General features: G+C 70.1%; 3 protein-coding genes and 1 pseudogene. All 4 read right to left on the bottom strand.

Features of this window, described 5'->3' with window-relative positions:
• Positions 1-42 precede the first annotated feature (42 nt).
• Positions 43-459, bottom strand: a complete 417-nt coding sequence (locus RVF83_RS23750; protein ID WP_423132995.1) for an AMP-binding protein — start codon at positions 457-459, stop codon at positions 43-45.
• On the bottom strand, positions 380-1,036 hold the full coding sequence (locus tag RVF83_RS16005; RefSeq protein WP_341261953.1) for an AMP-binding protein: 657 nt from the start codon (positions 1,034-1,036) through the stop codon (positions 380-382). The genes RVF83_RS23750 and RVF83_RS16005 overlap by 80 nt, the downstream gene beginning before the upstream one ends.
• The gene (locus RVF83_RS16000) at positions 969-12,857 is read right to left on the bottom strand and encodes an amino acid adenylation domain-containing protein (RefSeq protein ID WP_341261952.1); all 11,889 of its coding nucleotides are present in this window, start codon (positions 12,855-12,857) and stop codon (positions 969-971) included. Before RVF83_RS16000 ends, RVF83_RS16005 begins: the two co-directional genes overlap by 68 nt.
• A pseudogene (locus RVF83_RS15995) lies at positions 12,854-21,014 on the bottom strand (amino acid adenylation domain-containing protein). Before RVF83_RS15995 ends, RVF83_RS16000 begins: the two are co-directional and overlap by 4 nt.
• Positions 21,015-21,041: the final 27 nt, after the last annotated feature.

Here is a 21,041-nt window from a genome sequence, read left to right as displayed (position 1 = left end):
CCCAGATACTCCAACTCACCAACACCAGACCACCGGACCCGATCACCCGTCCGATACAACCGCGAACCCGCCCCACCAAACGGATCCGCCACAAACCGCTCCGCGGTCAACCCCGACCGCGACGCATACCCCCGAGCCACCTGCACCCCACCCCAGATACAACTCACCCACCACACCCACCGGCACCGGCCGCAACCGCGAATCCAACACCCACACCGACACATTCGGCACCGCACGACCAATCGGCACCACCACCTCACCACCCGAGACCACATACGACGTCACATCCACCGCAGCCTCAGTCGGCCCATACAAATTCACCACCCGCACACCCGGCACCAACCCCCGCAACCCCTCCACACCCGCCACACCCAACGCCTCACCCGAACAAAACACCTGCCGCAACGACCCCAACCCCACCCCACCCGAACCAACCGGACCAGAACCACCCCAACGCATCCACGAACACCGACAACATCGACGGCACAAAATGACACACCGACACACCAAACCGCTCCACCACCGACGCCACATACCACGGATCCCGATGCCCACCCGGCTCCGCCACCACCACCGAAGCACCAACCATCAACGGCCAGAACAACTCCCACACCGACACATCAAACGACACCGGCGTCTTCCACAACACCACATCATCACCAGACACCCCGAACAACGACTGCATCCACCCCAACCGATTCACCACCGCCCCATGCGACACCGTCACACCCTTCGGCCGACCCGTCGACCCAGACGTGAACAACGTGTACACACCCACCAACGACGACAACACCCCCACCTCATCCACCACCACCCCCAACTCCACACCACCATCAACACCCGAAACACCCGACCCCACACCACAATCCACCACCACACACTCCACACCAGAAGGCACCACCACCTCCTCGGACACCCGCGTCAACACCACACCCACACCCGCCGTCGACAACATGTAACCCACCCGCTCAACCGGCGCATCCACCTCCACCGGCACATACCGCCCACCCACAACCACCACCGCATGCACCGCCACCAACAACTCCAACGACCGCGACATCACCACCCCAACAGCCGAATCCACCCCCACACCCCAACCCCAACAACCGCCGCGCAACCCCCGCCACCAACCCACCGAACTCCCCATACGACACCACCCGATCCCCACACCACACCGCCACCTGCGACCCCGACAACCCCACCCGCTCAGCCACCACCGAACCCACCGAACGACCACCCCACCCCAACTCCACCACCGCACCCCGCGACCACGCCTCGACCGCGCCGCGCATCTCCGCGGGCATCGGGTCGAGCGCGGCGACGGGCGTGGCGGGGTCGTCGGCGAGCGATTGAAGGAGCTCGACCAGCGATGAGGCGATCGCCTCGACGATCTCGGCGTCGACGGCGGTCAGATCGGCCTTCACCGTGAGGGACAGTGCGTCGGCGTCCGGGGCCGCGATGAGGGCCAGCGGATAGTGGGTCGCGTCCGAGGTGGTCACGTCGCGGATCTCGAGCCCGGATGTGCGCGATCCCTCCAGGACGGTGCCCGTGTCGACGGGATAGGACTCGTAGACGACCAGGGTGTCGAAGAGCGCGGGATGTCCGGTGGCCCGAGTGATCTCGCCCAGACCCAGGAACTGGTGGTCCACGAGTCCGGCGCGGGACTCGTGGAGTGTGGCCACGAGGTCGGCGACCGTCCGGTCCGGGTCGACGTCCGCGACCACGGGCACCGTGTTGATGAAGAGACCGATCATGGCGTCGGCGCCGTCGAGGTCCGCCGGTCGGCCCGACACCGTCTCGCCGAAGACGACGCGTTGTTCACCGGTCAGACGTGACAGCAGGATCGACCAGGCCGCGTGGAGCGCGGTACTCATGGTGCTTCCGAGTTGCCGGACGCGTTCCTCCAACCGTGTGCGGCCGACGGCGTCGAGACGGGCGGCGATCTCGTACGGGCGACGTTCCTCCTGGCGAGCGCGGGCGGCGTGGAGGGGTGCGACCAGGGTGGGCGTGACGTCGGTGAGAACGTCCTGCCAGGCCGCGAGCGCTGCTGCGCGATCCCGGCGGTCGAGCCACTCGAGGTAGGACTCCATGTCGGTGGCCGGCGTGACCGGGGGACGGCCGAGGTGTGCGGCGAGAAGGTCGGCGACGAGGATCGGCCCCGACCACCCGTCGAGGATGATGTGGTGCGCGGTGATCACGACGGTGTGCGCGGGACCGTCGACGGTGCCGTGCGAGACGGCGGTGAACCTGATCAACGGCGGCGTATCGAGGTGGAACGGCCTGGTGCGATCCTCCTCGGCGAGTTCGGCGATGCGTTCCGCCGCATCCGCGACGTCGGCTCCGGTCAGGTCGATGCCCCGGAAGTCGGGGTCGATCGCCACCGGGTGATCCGCCGGCGGGATCACCACGACGGGCCGACCGGACCCCGTCCTGGTGAACGCGGACCGCAGGACCCGTTGCCGGGCCAGGAGTGCACGGATCGCCGGGAGCAGCGCGGTCGGGGCGTGGTCGCCGGCGAACTCGATGATCGACTGTGTGACATAGGGATCTGTCGGACGCGCCATGCCGTCGGGTTCGGCGGTACCGGCGAGACGTTCGGCCTCGTAGATCAACCCCTGCTGCAGCGGGGTCGGCGGCCAGATCGCCGGGGCGGAGTGGGAACGCTCGGCCGAGTACCGGCCGACCAGATCGTCGATCTCCGTCTGCGCGAGTCCCCCGCCGATGACGTCGGTCTCGCTGGGCCCCGGATCCCCCACCGATTCGACGTATGCGGCCAGCGAGGACAGGGCCCCATCCCATCGGGAGACGACGTCGTCGAGGATGTCGCGACCGAGCACCGCTGCGGGCGCGGAGAGATCGAGCCTCAACGAACGCCCCCGCGGGGACGGCACCGTTCCCATGGTTGCGGTGAGCGCGGCGAGAGCCGTCATCTCGCCGGTCGCCGACGGCGGGAGCACCGGCGCGTCACCGACCGGGAGGAACTCCGTCGCCGCCGTGTCGGCGTCGTCGTCCGAACGGGCCAGGCTCCCCAGGTAGTTGACGGTCACCGGCGGCAGCGGTCGGTCGCGCAGGGGTGAGTCCGGCCGCGACCACCGCAGCGCGCCGAAGGCGATGCCGTTGTCCGGCATACGTTTCTGCCGGTCCTTGAGAGTTTTGAGGATCGTCGCCAGGTCGTGCCCGGGTGATGTCCCGGACCTGGGGATGTCGACGCCGACCGGCACGAAGGAGGTGAACCAGCCGACGGTCTCGCTGAGGTCGGCGCCCGGGGCGACGGACTCCTCACGCCCGTGGTTCTCCAGGAGCATCGACACCGTGCGGGCGTCGTACCCGAGTCGGCCCGCGGCCGCGCCGGTGGCGAGGGCATAGGCGAGGGCCGCGGCGAGCACGGTGTCGGCGCGGGCGCCGAACGCATCGGCGACCCGACCCAACACGGACTCGGTGCGATCGGCATCGACGACGAGGGTCGTGGAGACGGTGGTCCGCAACCGATCTCGGACCGGGTCCAGAACGGACGCAGTCCGCGGCGGCAACTGATCGGCCCACCAGCCGAGCTCGTGCTCGCGGTCACCGAGTTCGGACAACACCTGTGCCCACCGGCGGAACGACGTCCCGCGCACGGTGACGTGCGGCTCGTCGCCGCTGCGGTACTGCCACCAGGCACGGGCCAGGCCGGACACGATCGTCGGCCACGACACCGCGTCGACGCCGAGGTGATGGATCGCGATCACCAACCGGCCGACGGTGTCCCGTCCGTCGGCGACCCGCACTCCCACGGCCGCGACGAGCTGTCCGCGTGCAGGTGAGAGGGTGCCAAGAGCGCGTCGATGTGCCTCCCGCACCGCGTCGTCGAGAGACGCTCCAACAGAACCGGTCACCGGCCGCGAGTGGTGGAGGATCTCGACCACGATGTCGTCTGCGCTACCCGCCCCGGCGATGACGACGGGCTCGCCGTCCTCGCCGATCTGCAACGACGCGGTGAGCATCGGGTGCGCCGCCACGACCGCGGCGATCACGGCGCGCAGGGAGTGTTCATCGATGTCGGCCGGAAGCGTCAGCACCGTGCTCTGGGAGAAGTCGGCGATGTCGTCGAGCCCACCGGCGAGGTCGAGCATCCACGCCACGCCCGGCGTCGGCGCGACCGGTCCGACGCCGCCGCCGGGCAACTCGTCGAGAACTGCAAGGGGTTCGTGCCGGGACAGCTGCGCGAGGTCACGGATCGTGGCGGCACCGAAGACGTCACGCGGGGTGAGGTCGAAACCCGCGGCCCGGAGCATCGACGTCAGTCGGATGGACGCGATCGAGTCGCCGCCGAGGGCGAAGAACGAACTGGACATCGGGACCTGTTCGACGCCGAGGACTGCGGCGACGATTCCCGCGACCACGCGTTCGGTGTCCGTAGCCGGCTCCGCGTCCGATTCGGTGTGCACCAGCATGTCGAACTGCGGTGCGGGAAGGGCCTTCCGGTCGAGCTTGCCGGCGCTGCTGAGCGGCGCCTCGGGCAGGGTCACCCACAGGGTGGGGCGCATGTACGCGGGCAGCGCGCCCGCCACCGCCTCCCGCGCACGGCCGAGACTGTCCGCACTCTCGGGTCCGATCAGGTAGCCGACGAGGTGCTCCGCGCCGCCCGGGGCCCGCGTGAGGGTCACCGCAGCCTGCCGTACTCCGGAAACGGTCGCGAGCACCGACTCGATCTCACCCAGCTCGATCCGCTGGCCGCGGAGTTTGACCTGGAAGTCGCTGCGACCGAGATACTCCAACTCCCCGGAACGGTTGCGCCGGACGAGGTCTCCGGTGCGGTAGAGCCTGTGCCCCTGGCCGAACGGGTCGGCGACGAAACGGTCCGAGGTCAGATCCGCGCGCGCGGCGTATCCGCGGGCCAGCTGAACACCGCCCAGGTACAACTCGCCGGCGACGCCGGCCGGTACGGGACGCAACCGCGCATCGAGGACGAGGCTCTGCGTGTTCCAGATCGGCCGGCCCATCGGGACCACTTCGTGGTGATCACCGAGCGTGGCGGCGGTGACCTCGACGGCCGCTTCCGTGGGACCGAAGAGGTTGTGAACCCGCACCCGGGGCAGGACGGCTCGCACCTCGGCCAGAGTGGCCGGCGGAAGCGCCTCGCCCGAGCAATAGAGGTGTCGCAGACTCGGCAGCAGCCCGGCCGCGGTCTCATCGAGGGCCTCGACGAACACCGTCAGAAGCGACGGAACGAAATGCACGGTGGAAACCTGCTCGTCGTCTATCAGCCGGGCGATGGCGTGCGGGTCGAGGTGCGCGTCGTCGGGTGCGATGACCATCCGCGCGCCGGTCATCGGCGGCGTGAAGAGCTCCGGCACCGACACGTCGAAAGTCGCCGGTGTCTTCAACAGGATCGCATCGTCCGGACCGACACCGAATTCCTCGATACCCCAGCGCAATCGGTTCATCACGGCCCGGTGGGTCACGGTCACGCCCTTGGGCCGCCCCGTGGACCCCGACGTGAACAGGGTGTAGGCGGCGTGATCGGCCAGGAGCGGCGACCGTCGTTCGGCGTCGGTGACCGGGGTGGTGTCGAGATCCACCGGATTCGTGGAATCGACGACGATCACCCGGTCCAGGATCCCGCCGATCGCGGTGTCGTCCGCTGTGCCGGCGCCCGCGCCGTGGGCGACGAGACCGATGTCGGCTCCTGCGGTGTCGATCATGTAGCGCACCCGGTCCACCGGCGCATCTGTGGCCACCGGGACGTATTGGCCGCCTGCCGCGAGAACTGCGTGGATCGCGACGACCAGTTCGACCGATCGGGGGATGCACACGACGACACTGTCTTCCGGTCCGACGCCCGCGGCGATCAGTTCGCGGCCCACCACCGCCACGCGAGCTGCGAACTCCCGGTGCGTGATCGACCGACCGGCGGATCGCAAGGCGACCGCGTCCGGCGAGATCCGGGACCCGGCGACGACCGCATCGACCAGTGTCTCCGGCGGCAGCGTGACGGCGCGGCCGAGCGCGAGACCGTACTGGGTCTGTTCCTGCACCTCGGTGAGGAGCGGGATGTCCGCGACCGGCACGTCGAGGTCATCGGCCAGAACGGTGAGGGTGGACTCCAGCGCGGATGCGATCATCTCCGCGGTGTCCTGGTCGAACAGGGCGGTGGCGTAGGCGATCGACCCGGCGAGCGTACCGTCGGCGCTCTCCCGGGTGCCGATGGTGAGGTCGAATTTCGCGGTGGTGTCGTCGATCTCGACGAACTCGGCAGACAGGTCCCCCATGGTCAGACCGGCCGTGACCGGTTCGGCACCGGCGGTGTGCACGAGCATCACCTGTGCCAGCGGCTCGACGTTCTCCGTGCGCGGCGGATCGACGGCGTCCACGACCCGCTCGAACGGCACTTCGGCATGATCGAAGGCAGTCACGTCCACAAGCTTGACCCGGTCGAGGAGGGCCCCTCCGGTGAGCTGCGGGTTCACGTCGACGCGCAAGACCACGGTGTTGACGAACATTCCGATCAGTTCGTCGAGCACGCGGTGCCCACGTCCCGCGACCGGTGTCGCGACGGCGATCTCGACGGTCGACGTCAGCCGCGCGAGTACGGCGGCCACCGCGGTGTGCAGGACCATGAACAGCGTCGCGCGCCGTTCGGAGGCGCGGCGTCGAAGGCCGGCGACCACCGGCGCCGGCAACGACCAACGGACGGTCGCCGCTCTGGTGTCGGCTACGAGGGTGCGGGGCCGGTCCACGGGTAACGGCAGCACATCAGGCAGCCCCCGCAGCTGCTGCGTCCAGTAGGACAACTGGCGTGACATCTCCGAGTCCGGGTCGGCGGGATCCCCCAGCCGATGACGTTGCCACACCGCGTAATCCGCGTACTGCAGGGTCAGCGGAGTCCACTGCGGTGCCCGGCCCGTGCGTCGTGCGTCGTAGGCCTCGACGACCTCGCGGGCGAGGATGGGCGCCGACTCGCCGTCGGCGGCGATGTGGTGGAGCGCGATCACGAGCACGTGGTCGGTGTCCGAAGAGCTGAGGATCCGGGCTCGCAGAGGCAGTTCGCGGGTCATGTCGAACGGCTGGGAAATCGTGGCGGTGATCTCCTCGGCCACCAGGCTTTCCGGCGCGGTCCCGGAGATGACGGTGTGACCGACCGGGACCAGGCCGGGGTGAGACTTGCGTACCACCTGGACGGGTTCGGCTGCGTCCGCTGAATCGGGACCGGTGGGATAGATCGTTCGGAGCACCTCGTGGCGTTCGGCCACGTCGTTGAGCGCCTCGTGCATCGCGTCCACGTCGAGATCGCCATGCAGTCGCACGACGATGGGGATCACGTACGCGGCAGAGCCCGGGTCGAACTGGTTGAGGAACCACATCCGCCGCTGGGCGTAGGACAACGGGACCGGCTCGGGTCGCGGAACCACACCGGGCACGGGCCCGGTGGTGCGACCGTCGAACCCACCGGTGTCGAGCAGCGACGCGAGGGCCTCGACGGTCGGGGCGTCGAAGATCACCCGCACCCCGATCTCGACACCGAACTCCGCGCCGAGCCGGGCGACCACCCGAGTCGCGGACAGTGACGTGCCGCCGAGCTCGAAGAACGAGTCGAGCGCCGAGACGCCCGGCCCGTCGTCTGCACCGTCCATGCCGAGGACCTTGGCGAAGACCGCCGCGACCGCGCGTTCGGTGTCGGTGCGCGGTTCGAGGTGGGGGCCGCGGGAGAACCCGGGCGCGGGCAACGCTGCGCGGTCGAGTTTGCCAGTGGCGGCGAGGGGGATCTCGTCGAGCGGGACGATCGCGGCCGGCACCATGTGGGCAGGCAGATGGCGGGCCGCGTATGTGGTGAGAGCCGGCACGTCGACGACCGCACCGTCACTGCCGTGCACCCAGGACACCAGCACGGTCTCGCCCGAGGTCGGATGCGCGACACCGGCGGTGACCGAGAAGTCGACCGCGGCAGAGCTTTCCAGGACGGCGTCGATCTCACCGGTCTCGATCCGGAATCCGCGGATCTTCACCTGGAAGTCGCTGCGACCGAGGAAGTCGAGTTCCCATCGGCCGTTCCGGCGGCGTCGGCGGATGAGGTCACCGGTCCGGTACATCCGCTCGCCCGGCAGCCCGAACGGTGCGGCGACGAATCGTTCTGCGGTCAGGGCGGTCTGGTTCAGGTAACCGGCGGCCAGCGCCGGACCGACGAGATACAACTCGCCCGCGACGCCGGGCGGGACCGGATGGAGTCGCGCGTCGAGAACCAGTACACCGACTCCCGCGATGGGTCCGCCGATCGTGACAGGCAGTCCAGGACGCATCGCGGCGGAGGCGGTCGACCAGATCGTCGCCTCGGTGGGTCCGTAGAGGTTGTACATCGCACGCCCGTCCGACCAGGCGCGGACGAGCTCGGGTGAGCAGGTGTCGCCGGCGACGCACACCACCCGGAGGTCGGGGAACGTCTCGTCGGCAGGCACCGTGGCCAGCGCACTCGGGGTGATCGTCATGTGCGAGACGGACTCGTCGGCGATGACCGACGCCAGTTCCCGGCCGCCGGTGACACCCGACGGCACCACGACCATCGTCGACGCCTCGGCCACCGCGACAAGGGTCTCGAACACGGAGGCGTCGAATCCCGGTGCCGCGAAACGCAGTACCCGTGACCCCGGGCTCAGTTCGAATCGGGACCGGGCGTCGGCGACCAGATCCGCGAGCCCGCGATGCGTGACCGCCACGCCCTTGGGTCGCCCGGTCGAGCCCGAGGTGAAGATGACATACGCGGTGTCATCGATGCCGACGTCGGGCAGCGGATCGCCGAGCGCCGGTTGCGGAGCCCACCGGGTGGGGTCTGCAAGGTCGAGAAGGTCGCCGACGAGGAGCCACGTCGTGCCGTCGTCGAGCTCGGCCCGTGCGTCCGCGGTGCCGAGGGCACCGGGCGCCGAAGTCGTGACGCCGAGCGTCGCGGCCAGCGTTCCGGTCATGTACCGGATTCGTTCGCCGGGCTGCGACGGGTCGATGAGTCCGACCGCGGCGCCCGTCCGGGCGATGGCCCAGAAGGCCACCGTGCCGGACAACGATCGTGGTACGGCCAGCGCGACGACCGTGCCCGGGCGAGCGCCTCGCGTCCACAGTTCCGCGGCGAGCAGTCGTGTGGCGGAGCCGAGTTCGGCGTAGGTCAGGGAATGCTCGCCGTCGGTGACCGCGACACCGTGAGGATTCCGGGCCAGCGCGGCGTCGAGCAATGCCGGCAGCGTGAGCGTCGACTCGGCCAGGGCCGGCGACCTCACGAGCGCCGGGGCGTCGTCGTCGGGCTCCCCGGTCGGGAGGTCACCGATCGGGGTCTGCGGGGAGTCGACGACCGCCTGCGCGATGGACAGCAGACGACGCGCCAGACCGGCGACGGTGTCGGCGTCGAACAGCGCCGTCGCGTAGGTGAACACGACCGGAGTGTCCTCGTCGCCGGGCCGACCGGGCGGATCGACGACGGTCACCTGCAGGTCCACCTTGGCGCTGGTGACCGGGGCCTCGAGCTCGGAGACGACCAGCCCGGGAAGTTCGACGACCGGCCGGTCGGTGTTCTGGAAGGCGAGCGCCACCTGGAACAGCGGCGGATGTGCGGTGCTGCGAGCGGTTGTCACCTCCTCCACGACCGTCTCGAAGGGCAGGTCGGCGTGATCGAGTGCGGCGATGTCGGTCTCGCGACAGGCCGCCAGGACCGTGGCGAAGTCCGCATCGCGGCGCAAGGGTGTCCGCAGCGCGAGTGTGTTCACGAACATCCCGATGAGGCCGTCGAGGCGACGGTCGCCGCGACCCTCCACCGGTGTGCCGATCACCAGGTCGGTACTGCTTCCCGACCGCAGGAGGGTGACCGCGAGAAGCGCGTGTACGCACATGAACATGGTCGCGTCGTGCCGGTCGGCGAGTTCACGGAGGCGTGACCAGGTCGTCGCGTCGATCGCGGCGGACAGTTCCGCGCCGCGCTCGTCGCGCAGGGCCGCCCGTGGGCGGTCCAGCGGTAGATCGGTGAGTTCCGGAGCGTCGTCGAGTTGTGTTCTCCAGTAATCGAGTTGGCGGGCTGCGAGCGACCCGGGGTCGGTGAGATCGCCGAGGACGTCGTGATGCCACACCGCGTAGTCGGCGTAATGGACCGGCAGCGGTGACCATTCGGGCGCATGACCGGACTGCCGCGCCTGATAGGCCTCGACGAAGTCGGCGACCAGGGGCGCCATCGACCCGCCGTCGCCGATGATGTGATGGACGACCAGGACGAGCACCCACTCGTCGTCGGCGACCCGGATGAGACGTGCGCGGACCGGCGCTTCCCGCTCGAGGTCGAAACCGCGCGTGACGATGTCGGCGACGGTCGCGATCACCCCGTCCGATCCGGACCCACGCATGTCGACCGGCGGGTCCACCCGGGCATCGTGCCGGGCGGTGTCGGGATCGTCGATGATCTGCTGCGGGACACCGTCGGCGGCGACGAACCGCGTACGCAGCGTCTCGTGGCGGACTATCAGGTCACCGAGCGCCGCGGCCACGGAAGCGGGGTCCAGGCGTGTGCCGGGCAGGTCGGCGGCGGACCGGTCGCGCAGGCGCAGGACGGCCGGGATCAGGTAGACCGGTCCGCCCGGGTTCATCGTCTCCAGGAACCAGATTCGACGCTGGGCCGGAGACAGCGGAAGCGGGCCGGTCCGCGCAACAGGACGCAAGGGCGGCCGCGCAGAGTCCTGCTCGTCGCCCTCGGCGAGGCGCTGGTCGATCACCGTGGCGAGTCCGCGGACCGAGGGGGTCGTGAACAGGTCGCGCGCCGCCACGGTGGTGCCGAAGTCCTCGGCGGCGCGCGCCGCGACGCGGGTCGCCGTGAGCGAATTGCCGCCGAGGTCGAACAACGATGCGGTGACGCCGATCCCGGTCTCACCGAGGATCTCCGCGACGAGGGCGGCGAGCCGTTCCTCGGTGGGTGTGGCGGGCGGCTCGTCGGTTGCCGTGTCGTCGGTGGCGTCCGGTTCGGGCAGGAGTGCGCGGTCGAGTTTGCCGTTGACCGTGAGCGGCAACGCGTCGAGCCACACGAACAGGGTCGGCACCATGTACTCCGGCAGCGCGGCTGCGAGGCGGGCCCGGACGGTCGACTCGTCCGGCGCCTTGTCGGCCGTCGGAACGAGGTAACCGACGAGATGCTCGGTGTCCCCGCGCATCCGGATGTCGGCGCCGGCCGCGTCGATGCCGTCGACCGCGGACATCGCCGACTCCACCTCGCCGAGCTCGATGCGGAAACCGCGCAGCTTCACCTGGCCGTCACGACGGCCGACGAACTCGATCGATCCGTTGCGGGCGACACCGATGTCACCGGTCCGGTACATCCGACTGCCCGGTGGGCCGAACGGGTCGGCGACGTAGCGTGTCGCCGTCAGACCATGGCGCCGCAGGAAGCCCCGGGTCACCTGGAGCCCGGAGACGTACAGTTCGCCGGGCACTCCGTCGGGCAGCGGCGCGAGCCGGCCGTCGAGGACGTGGACCCGGGAGCCCAGCAGTGGCGCCCCGATGTCGGAAGCCGTTGCGGCGTCGACGAAATCGCGGGTCAGTTCACGACGGGTCATGTAGACGGTCGTCTCGGTGGGCCCGTACATGTTGTTGAGCTGCGGACCCGGGACGTCGGCTCCCGGCTTGGTCGGCGAACCGTCGGCGGCGCGGTCGGCCTGCCACTTGCGCACGTGCTCGTAGTCGAGGAGTTCCCCCGAGAAGTGGAGTCGCCGAACTGATTCCGGGAGCGCGGACCCGTGGGGCGGCCGTACCGCGGCGGCGAACTGGTAGAAGGACGAGGGGGTGAAGTTGACGATCGTCACGCCTTCGCGGTCGAACACCTCGACCACGTCGTCCGGGGCACGGGTGGTGGCGTGATCGAGGACGACGAGGCGTCCCCCGGCGAGCAGTGCCGCCCAGATCTCCCCCACCGACACGTCGAAGGCGTACGAGTGGAACATCGACCACACGTCGTCTGGTGTGCTCTCGACCAGCGCGTCGAGCGCGACGACCAGGGAGATGACGTTGTCGTGGGTGACCACGACACCCTTGGGCACTCCCGTCGAACCCGAGGTGTACATGACGTAGGCGCTCGAATGAGCCCCGACGCGGTCGGGAAGACCTGCCGCCGGGAGCGGTTCGGCCCAGGCAACCAGGTCGTCGGGTGTCGAGATGCGAGCGGGCATCTCCGCCCACGCGGCCGCCGTGTCGGGGTCGGCGAGGACGAGCACCGGCGCGGCGTCGTCGACGATGGTCTGCAACCGCGCGAGGGGATGCGTCCGGTCGAGCGGAAGGTACGCCGCACCGGTTTTGAGCACCGCGAGCAGTGCGACGACGAGATCGGCCGACCTCGGCATCGCCACGCCCACCAGGGTTTCCGGCGCTGCGCCGGCGGCGACGAGCGCGCGGGCCAGCCGTTCCGTCCGGTCGTCGAGGTCGCGATAGGTGATCGACGCGCCGTCGAGATCGGTGAGGGCCACGGCGTCGGGACGCCGGTGTGCCGACACCCGGAACAACCCCGGAAGGGACTCGACGTCGCCCGTGCCGAGCACATCGTCGATCCGGCCCTCGAGATCGGTGAGAACCTCACCGGCCGTCGCCGCCAGTTGTGCCGGGGTGCTCCCCGTCCGTGGCAGCAGCGCGGTGACCGTCGCGCGTACCGCCGGGGTCGGATCGACGCCGCGGGCGGCCAGGGTGGTCGCCGCGACCGTCACGCGCCGGTGCAACTCGCGGAAGGTCACCGGTCCGCTCGCCCCGACCATCGCCTCGGCATCGGCGGCGTGGGTCGCGGCGAAGGTGAGCCTGCGCAGCGCCGTCGGCTGTGTGGACCCTACGGACGTGCGCGCCCCGACGCTGCGCGAAATCGAGGTGTCCGACGTCACGCGGGTCCCACCCGATTCCGCCGGGTTCCACCGGTCATCGCGTCGGCGCCTCCGGACAGCGCGGTCGTCGCCGCGGTGCGGATGCACGCGAACACCTCGTCGATGGTCCGGTCGGCGTCGGCGAGGAGCGTGGTGACCGCGACCGTCAATGCCTCGGACGGGTCCTCGTCCGGCACGGAGAACGCCATGGCCACCGAGGTGGCCTCGAGGTCGGCGAACGTCACCGAGGGGGCACCGGGGATGCCGATCACCGCATCGGGTGCCGTCGCGGCGACGGTGGACACGAGTTCGTGCAGCGGTTGGTCCGCGTCGACCACCTGCGCCGACTGCCCGTCGGCCCAGACCGACAGGTCGCCCACCGGCGTCCCCGGACGGGCCGCGATGTCGATGAGCAGGTTCTGGTACCGCTCGGCGATCCGCTGGGCGCCGGCCCGGTCGAACAGGTCGGTGTCATAGGCGATATGGCCGCCGAGCGCACCGCCACGGTCCACTCCGTCCAGGTCGTCGGGGTAGATCATGATCTCGAGATCGACCTTGGCCGCGAGCGACGCCGCTGGTCGCAGCCGGACGGACAGACCGTCGAGGCTCATCGCCGGGATGTCGAGGTTCTGGTACGAGAGCATGACCGAGAACAGCGGGTTGTGCCGGCCGCGGCGGGCCGGTCCCTTCCCGGCGCGGCTGAGCTGGTCGACGATCTGGTCGAAGGCGACGTCGGCGTGGGCGAGGTCGGTGACGTCCTCGGTCCGGACGCGCCGCAACAGTTCGTCGAACGGTTCGTCGAGACGCAGGCGGGTACGCAGGGGCACCGTGGTCGCGAGCATGCCGACCATGTCGGCGAGGGCGGGATCGTCGCGGCCCGCGAACGGCGTCCCGATGACGATGTCCTCGCTGCCGGAGAGCCGAGCGATCAGCACGGCGAGAGCTGCGTGCATCACCACGAACTGCGTCGTGTTGTTCACGCGTGCGAGGTGCTTGAGGACCGTCGCGGTCTCCGGCGGGACGCTCACGTCGACCACGTCGCCGCGATGCCGGGGTTCGACGGGTCGTGGCCGGTCCGTCGGGATCACGGCGGGTTCGCGGACCGTCCCGAGACGCTGCTCCCAGTACCCCAGTTGGGCCTGCTCCTCGGTGATCCCGCCGGACACCTCGGACGCCAGACGCTCGGCGTGCCAGATCGCGTAGTCGGCGTACTGCACCCGCACCGGGTTCACGACTGCCGTCCACGGACCCGCCTGCCCATCGATCCGGGCACGGTAGGCGGTGGTGAGGTCGCGCGCCAGCGGTCGCAACGAACCGCCGTCGGCGTTGATGTGGTGCACCACGAAGACGAGGAGGTGGCGGTCGGAGGCGAGCCGCAGGATCGCGGCGCGGACCGCGTTGGGGCCGGTCAGGTCGAAGCCCGGTTCGACGACGGCGGCGATCTCCTCCTCGATGCGGTCGGGGGTGGTGTCGACGAGCGCCACCCGGAAGCTGCGCAGGGCGTCGACGGCCGGGATGATGACCTGCACCGGACGTCCCTCATGCAGTGGGTAGCGCGTCCGGAGAGATTCGTGGCGGGCGATGACGTCGCCGAGCGCCCCGGTCAGGGCCGCGATGTCGAGCGGGCCGTCGAGCTCGAGGGTGAGCCCCACGTTGTAGGCCGACGACGTCGGATCGATCTGGTTGAGCGACCACAGTCCGCGTTGGACGCCGGTGAGGTCGACCATGTGCGGCCGCTCCCGGGGTGTCAGAACCCGACCCACACCGGTGGATTCGACTGTGCTCAGTGCGGCGACGAAACTCGCCACCGTCGGGTTCTCGAACAGCAGGGCCAGCGGGACCCGCCGGTCGATGTGCTGCTCCACCCGGTAGGTCACCTTGGTCGCCGACAGCGAACTGCCACCCAGCTCGAAAAAGCCGTCGTGCACGCTGACCGTCTGGAGTCCGAGCACGTCGGCGAAGATCTGTGCCACGGCTGCCTCGAGACGGCTTCGGGGAGCGACGTACTCGCGTGCGGGCGAGATCTCGACGGCGGGCAGCGCGCGCCGGTCGACCTTGCCGGTGCGGGTCACCGGGAACTCGTCGAGCACCTGAACGGTGTGCGGAACGAGGTGCGCCGGCAGATGGGCGACCGCGTGGTCAACGATCTGTTCGGGGGCCGGACTGCGCCCCGGTACGCCTGTCACGTAGGAGACCAGGACCGTGTCGCCTGCCGGGGTCGGCATCCCCACACTGACCGAGTGCTCGACGTCGGGGTGGGTGACCAGAACGGCGTCGACCTCCCCCGGTTCGACCCGCATGCCGCGGATCTTGATCTGGAAGTCGTTGCGACCGTGGTAGATCAGCTCACCGCCGGCTGTCCACGAGACGAGATCGCCGGTGCGGTACATCCGGGTGCCGCACCCGAACGGGTCGGCTACGAACCGGCCCGCGGTCAATCCCGCGCGCCCGTGGTACCCGCGCCCGAGCGCACGCCCCGCGAGATAGAGCTCGCCGACGACGCCGGGCGGCACCGGACGCAGTACTGCGTCGAGAACCCGTGCCCCGATGCCGGAGATCGGCCGGCCGATGGTCACCGGCGCCGTCGCGCGCAGCGGCGCGGAGAGCGTCACCCAGATCGTGGTCTCGGTGGGACCGTACAGGTTGAGCAGCGGCCGGCCGTCGGCATCCCACCGCTCGACGAGTTCCGGCGGGCAGTCCTCCCCCGCCACCATCATCGTCTCGACGCCGGGGATCTCGGCCGGATCGATCGTTGCGAGCGCCGTCGGAGTGGCACAGGCGTGCGTGACCCGGTGCCGGGTGATGACGTCGGCGAGTTCGGCACCGGCGAACACCTCGGGCGGGCTGATCACCAGCTCCGCGCCCGCACAGATCGCGAGGATGATCTCCCACACCGCGACGTCGAAACCAGGTGCGGCGAGCTGCAGTACGCGGGACGCCCGCGTCACTCCGAGTCGGGCCTGCTGCTCGGCGACCATCTCCGCGAGGCCCGCGTGCGTGACCGCCGCCGCCTTCGGCCGCCCGGTCGATCCGGACGTGAAGAGCAGGTATGCGAGATCGTCGACACGCAGGCTTCGGGTCCGGTCCGCATCGGTGACCGGATGGTCGCGGCGGCCCGCGATGTTCAGCTCCACCTCGAGGTCGTCCAGCAGCCACTCCTCGACACCCAGGTCGCGCTGCTGCGGAGCGGCGTCCGGGTCGGCGGCACGGTCGGCGACCACCACCGAGTCGACGGTGATCACCAGTGCGGCGCCGCTGTCGGCGAGCATCGCGACTCTGCGTCGTACCGGCAACCGCGCGTCGACGATCACGAAGGCGGCGCCACTCATCGCCACCCCGAGCATGGTGAGCACCATCCGGGGGGATCGTGGAATACTCACGGCGACAACGTCTCCCGGACCGATTCCGCGGTCGGCGAGGAGGCGGGCCAGCTGATGGGTCGCGGTCGCCACCTCTGCCCAGGTGAGTCGTCCGGTACCTGCCCCGACGTCGCCCGTCAGGGCGACGGCCGAAGGATCGGCCGAGGCGAGTCCCCGTGCGATGAGCCCGGCGAGGGTCGTCTCCGGCTGCGCGCCACGAAGCGGTGCGGCGAGAGCCCGGAGTGCGTCGGGCTCGAGCAGGTCGATCGTGGCGAGGGCCCGGTCGGGCGCGGAAACCATCTGGGTGAGGACCCGACGCAGGCGGCTCGACATGTCCCGGATCGTGGCCGCGTCGAACAGGTCGGTGGCATAGGCGAATTCGACCTCGTAGTCATCCGCGCGCTCGGTTACCGAGACGGTGACGTCGTACTTCGCCGCCGGCACCCGCGCATCGAGCAGTTCCGCCGATCCCGTCCAGTGCGACAGCTCGGTCAACTGGTCGGGCTGCACGCTCAAAGCGACCTGGAACAGCGGTGAATGGGACGCCGACCGTTGCGGTGCGATGGCGTCGACGACGCGTTCGAAGGGTACGTCGGCGTGGCTCATGGCCCGTGCGCAACGACGATGTGCCGCGGTCACGAGGTCCCGCACGGTGTCGTCCGGGCGCAGTGAGGTGCGCAGGACGACGGTGTTGACGAACATGCCGACCAGTTCGGCGACCGCCGGGTCGTCGCGTCCGGCGACCGCGGTACCGATGCTGACATCGTCCACGGCGGCGAGCCTGCCGAGGGTCAGCGCCAGGGCCGACTGGAAGACGGCGAACGGCGTGACGGCGAGGGTCGTCGCCAGGCGGCGGAGTTCGGCCGACAGCTCGGCGTCCAGCGTGACGTCGAGATGATCTCCCGCGCTGGACATCACCCGCGGGCGCGGGCGGTCGGTGGGCAGTTGGAGCAGGTCGGGCGCGCCCTGGAGTTCGGTGCGCCAGAACTCGAGTCCGTCCATCAGCGCCGGTGACGGCCGTTCCGGGGTACCCAGGATCTCGGCGCGTTCGACGGCGACATCGGCGTACTGCATCGGCAACGGGGCGAACACCGGGAGTTCCCCGGCGCGCCTGCTCTCGTAGGCCGTCATCAGATCGCGGAGCAGCGGCCGCAACGAATGCCCGTCGGCCGCGATGTGGTGGAGGACGAGCACCACGACGTCGCCGCGGGGGTCCCCGGTGAGAAGGCGGAAGCGGAACGGGATCTCCTCGGCCAGGTCGAATCCCACCTCGGTGACCGCGGCGATCGCCGCGTCGAGACCCCGTTCGCCGACGTCGATCGGTTCGGAGTCGAACACGGCACCCGCGGTCGCGGTGTCGAGGATGCGCTGTTCCGGTTCGCCGTCGACCGCCGGGAACACGGTACGCAGGATCTCGTGCCGGTCGAGGACGTCGAGCGCGGCACGATGGAGCACCTCCGGGTCCACCGCATGCGTGAGCCGGAGCGCACCGGACATGTTGTAGGTCGACTCGGTCGGAGACATGCGGTTGATGAACCACAGCCGGATCTGCGCCTGAGACAACGGAATCCGCGCCGGGCGCGGCAGGATGCGACGCTCCGGGGCGGCCGGCTCTGTGTCGGTGACGACGGCGCGGGAGGCGAGGTCGGCGAGGTCGTCGCTGTCGAAGACGTCGGTCAGGGCGATCGTCAGGCCATGCCCGATGCGGGCCCGGGACACCATCCGCGCCGCGAGGAGGGGAGTCGGCGCCGAGGGCGAAGAGGTTGTCGGACAGGCTGACACGTTCCCGGCCCAGGGCCTGGGCGACCAGTGAGACGATCGCCTTCTCCGCCGGTGTCCGCGCCTCACGGAACTCCGTGGTCGTGTCGGTGAGGTCCGGGGCGGGCAGCGCCGACTGGTCGAGCTTGCCGGAGCGGTTCGTCGGGAAGGCCTCGAGAAACACCACGGCGAGCGGCACCATGTGGCCGGGCAGCCGCCGTCGACAGAAGGCGCGCACGGCGTCCGCGTCGGGGACACCGGAGGTTCCGCGGGCGTAGGCCACGAGTACGGGCGCCGGTCCGAGATCTCGCCGAGCCACGACGACCACCGCGTCGACGCCGGGCATCGAGGCGATCACCGCCTCGACCTCGCCGAGCTCCACGCGTTGCCCGCGGATCTTCACCTGATGGTCGCTGCGACCCAGGTACTCGAGTTCCCCGTTCTGCGTCCACCGCACCTGGTCACCGGTCCGGTACATCCGGGCGCCGGGCTCACCCAGCGGATCGGCCACGAAGTGGGAGGCGGTCTGCGCCATCGCCCCGAGGTAGCCGTTGGCCAGCTGTGGGCCGACGAGGCACAGTTCGCCGGCCACGCCGACCGGGACCGGCCGCAGGCGGCGATCCAGAACCCGCACGACGGTGCCCGCCACGGGTCGTCCGATGGGCACGACGGTGTCGTCGGAGGTCACCCGATGGGACGTGACGTCGATGGCCGCCTCGGTGGGTCCGTAGAGATTGACCAGATCGGCCGTCGAGGTCTGGCGCAGACGACGAGCAAGCTGCGCCGACAGCGCCTCCCCGGAGGTGAAGACCCAGCGGACCCGGTCGGGCAGCGACCTCGGCGCGCTCGACCCGTTCTCAGTCTGACCCACGACGTCGAGATAGGCGTCGAGCATGGACGGAACAAAGTGCAGCACGGTGACCGCGCCCTCGTCGATGAGGTTCCGCAGGTAGGTGGGGTCCCGGTGGCCGTCCGGTTCGGCGATGACCATCCGCGCACCGGTCTGCAAGGGCCACAACAGCTCCCACACCGACACGTCGAAGGTCGCCGGCGTCTTGTAGAGCACCGCGTCGTCGGGGCCGATCGGGTGGTCTCGCTGCATCCACGCGAGGCGGTGCTCGATCGCGGCGTGGTCGACCTCGACGCCCTTGGGAACGCCGGTCGAGCCGGACGTGAAGATCACGTACGCGGGCTGATGCGGCAACGGCCGCGCGTGAAGCGGTGGCGCATCGGTTTCCGGACCCGCCCCGGCCTCGACCGCGTCGATCCCATGGTTGACGAGGAATGCGGCGTCGACGGTCAGGGTCGGGCGGACGATCGCGGCGATCGCGTGCCGTCGTTCCTCCGGCTCGGCCGGATCGACGGGTACGTACACCGCCCCGAGGCCGATGGCCGCGTAGATGGCGCACACCTGTTCCAGCGAGCGATCGAGGGCGACGATCACGCGGTCCCCCGCGACGACCCCCTCGTCCGCGAGGACCCGCGCGAAGTCGTCGACCGCCAGCGACATCTCGCGGTAGGTGAGGTGCGAGTCCCCGAAGACGAGCGCGGTCGAATCAGGCGCCGCGGCGACCTGTCGTGCGAAGGGGGCCAGAATGTGCTCGGCGGCGACGCCGACCGCCCGGCCGCCGTCGCCGAGCCGGTCGACCGCCGCCGGTTCACCGGGGAGCAACAGGTCCAGCGCCGCCACCGCACGATCCGGGGCGTCGACGAACTGCTCGAGGACGTGCAGCAGCCGTGCACGGTGGGTGTCCAACTCGTCGGCGTCGTACAGCGCGGGGTTGGCGTGGAGACCCACCTCGAGCGGCGCCTCGGGACCTGCGGCGAAGACGTTCATCACCAGGTCCTCGACCATGCCCGCGGACAGCATGTGATAGCTGACGTGCGCCCCGTCGATCTCGATCGGCTTGTCGAAGAGCAGGAGGTTGACGAGCGGACCGAAGGACGTCCCGGTGGCGTCGCCGAAGCCGGCTGCGGCGCGGATGTCCTCGGAGCGGTATCGCTGGTGGCGAAGAACCGCGGTGATCTCGGAGGTGACCGCGGCGACGACATCCGCGCAGGTCACCGCGCCCACACCGTCGACACGCAACGGCAGCATGTTGGAGACCATGCCCATCGAGTGTTTGATCCGAGCGGTGGTGCGAGCCGTGACCGGCAGGCTGAGCACGATGTCGTCGGCAGCCGACATCCGGGCGAGGAAGGCGGCGAAGGCCGCGGTGAGAACCGCGGCGACGGAGGCGTCGAGCTCTCTGGCGCGGTGCCGCAGACGGCTGTCGAGGTCGGCGTCGAGCATCCCTGCCGCCACCACGGTCTCGTTGCGGATGCCGGTGGTGGCCGGATGGGTGGCCAGTGACACCCGTTCGGGCAGTCCGGCGGCGCGTTCCGCCCAGAACGCACGGTCCTTCTCGTGACGTGTGCTCTGGCGGTAGGCGGCATCGTCGGCGATCACCTCGGCGAGGGTCGCGCGCCGTGGCGGGACCCGGGCCTCGGCCGCGACCGCGGCGTTGTAACGCGCCACCGCTTCGTGCAGGCAGACGAGTGCGCCGTAGCCGTCGAAGGCGATGTGATGGCCGCGCATGTACCAATAGGTGCGGTTGTCTGCCACGCGGATGAAGGCCGCGAAGCCGACCGGATCGTTCAGCAGGTCGACCGGACGTTCGTGATCCGCGCGCATCCACTCGTCGGCCGCGGCGAGCGGATCGGGGCGGTCGCGCAGATCCAGCTCGACCACGTCGAAGGGCAGCGACTCGTCGATGTACTGCATCGGCGTGCCGTCGACCTCGGCTATCCGGGTGTAGGCGGTCTGGAGTTCCCGCGAACCCTCGATGACGCCGCGACGGAACAGCTCTCGGTCGAATGGGCGCCCGTCGTCGACGATGTCGAGGTAGTGCGCGATGGTGATCGAGTGGTCGTCGTCGAGGTTCTCGGCGAACCACATGGCACGTTGAGCCGCGGTGAGATCCAGCAGGTCTACCCCCCTCGCCGTGCTGCGCCCTCCCCGGCGCCCCTCCCCGTACCCAACTTGTGGGCTCCCCTCCCCGAGGGGTGATTCTTCATCCATTCCCCGTCCGAACCGATCGTCGGCGAT

This window comes from Gordonia rubripertincta (assembly GCF_038024875.1).
Classification (GTDB): Bacteria; Actinomycetota; Actinomycetes; order Mycobacteriales; family Mycobacteriaceae; genus Gordonia; species Gordonia rubripertincta.
This window is presented reverse-complemented; position numbering and strand designations above follow the sequence as displayed.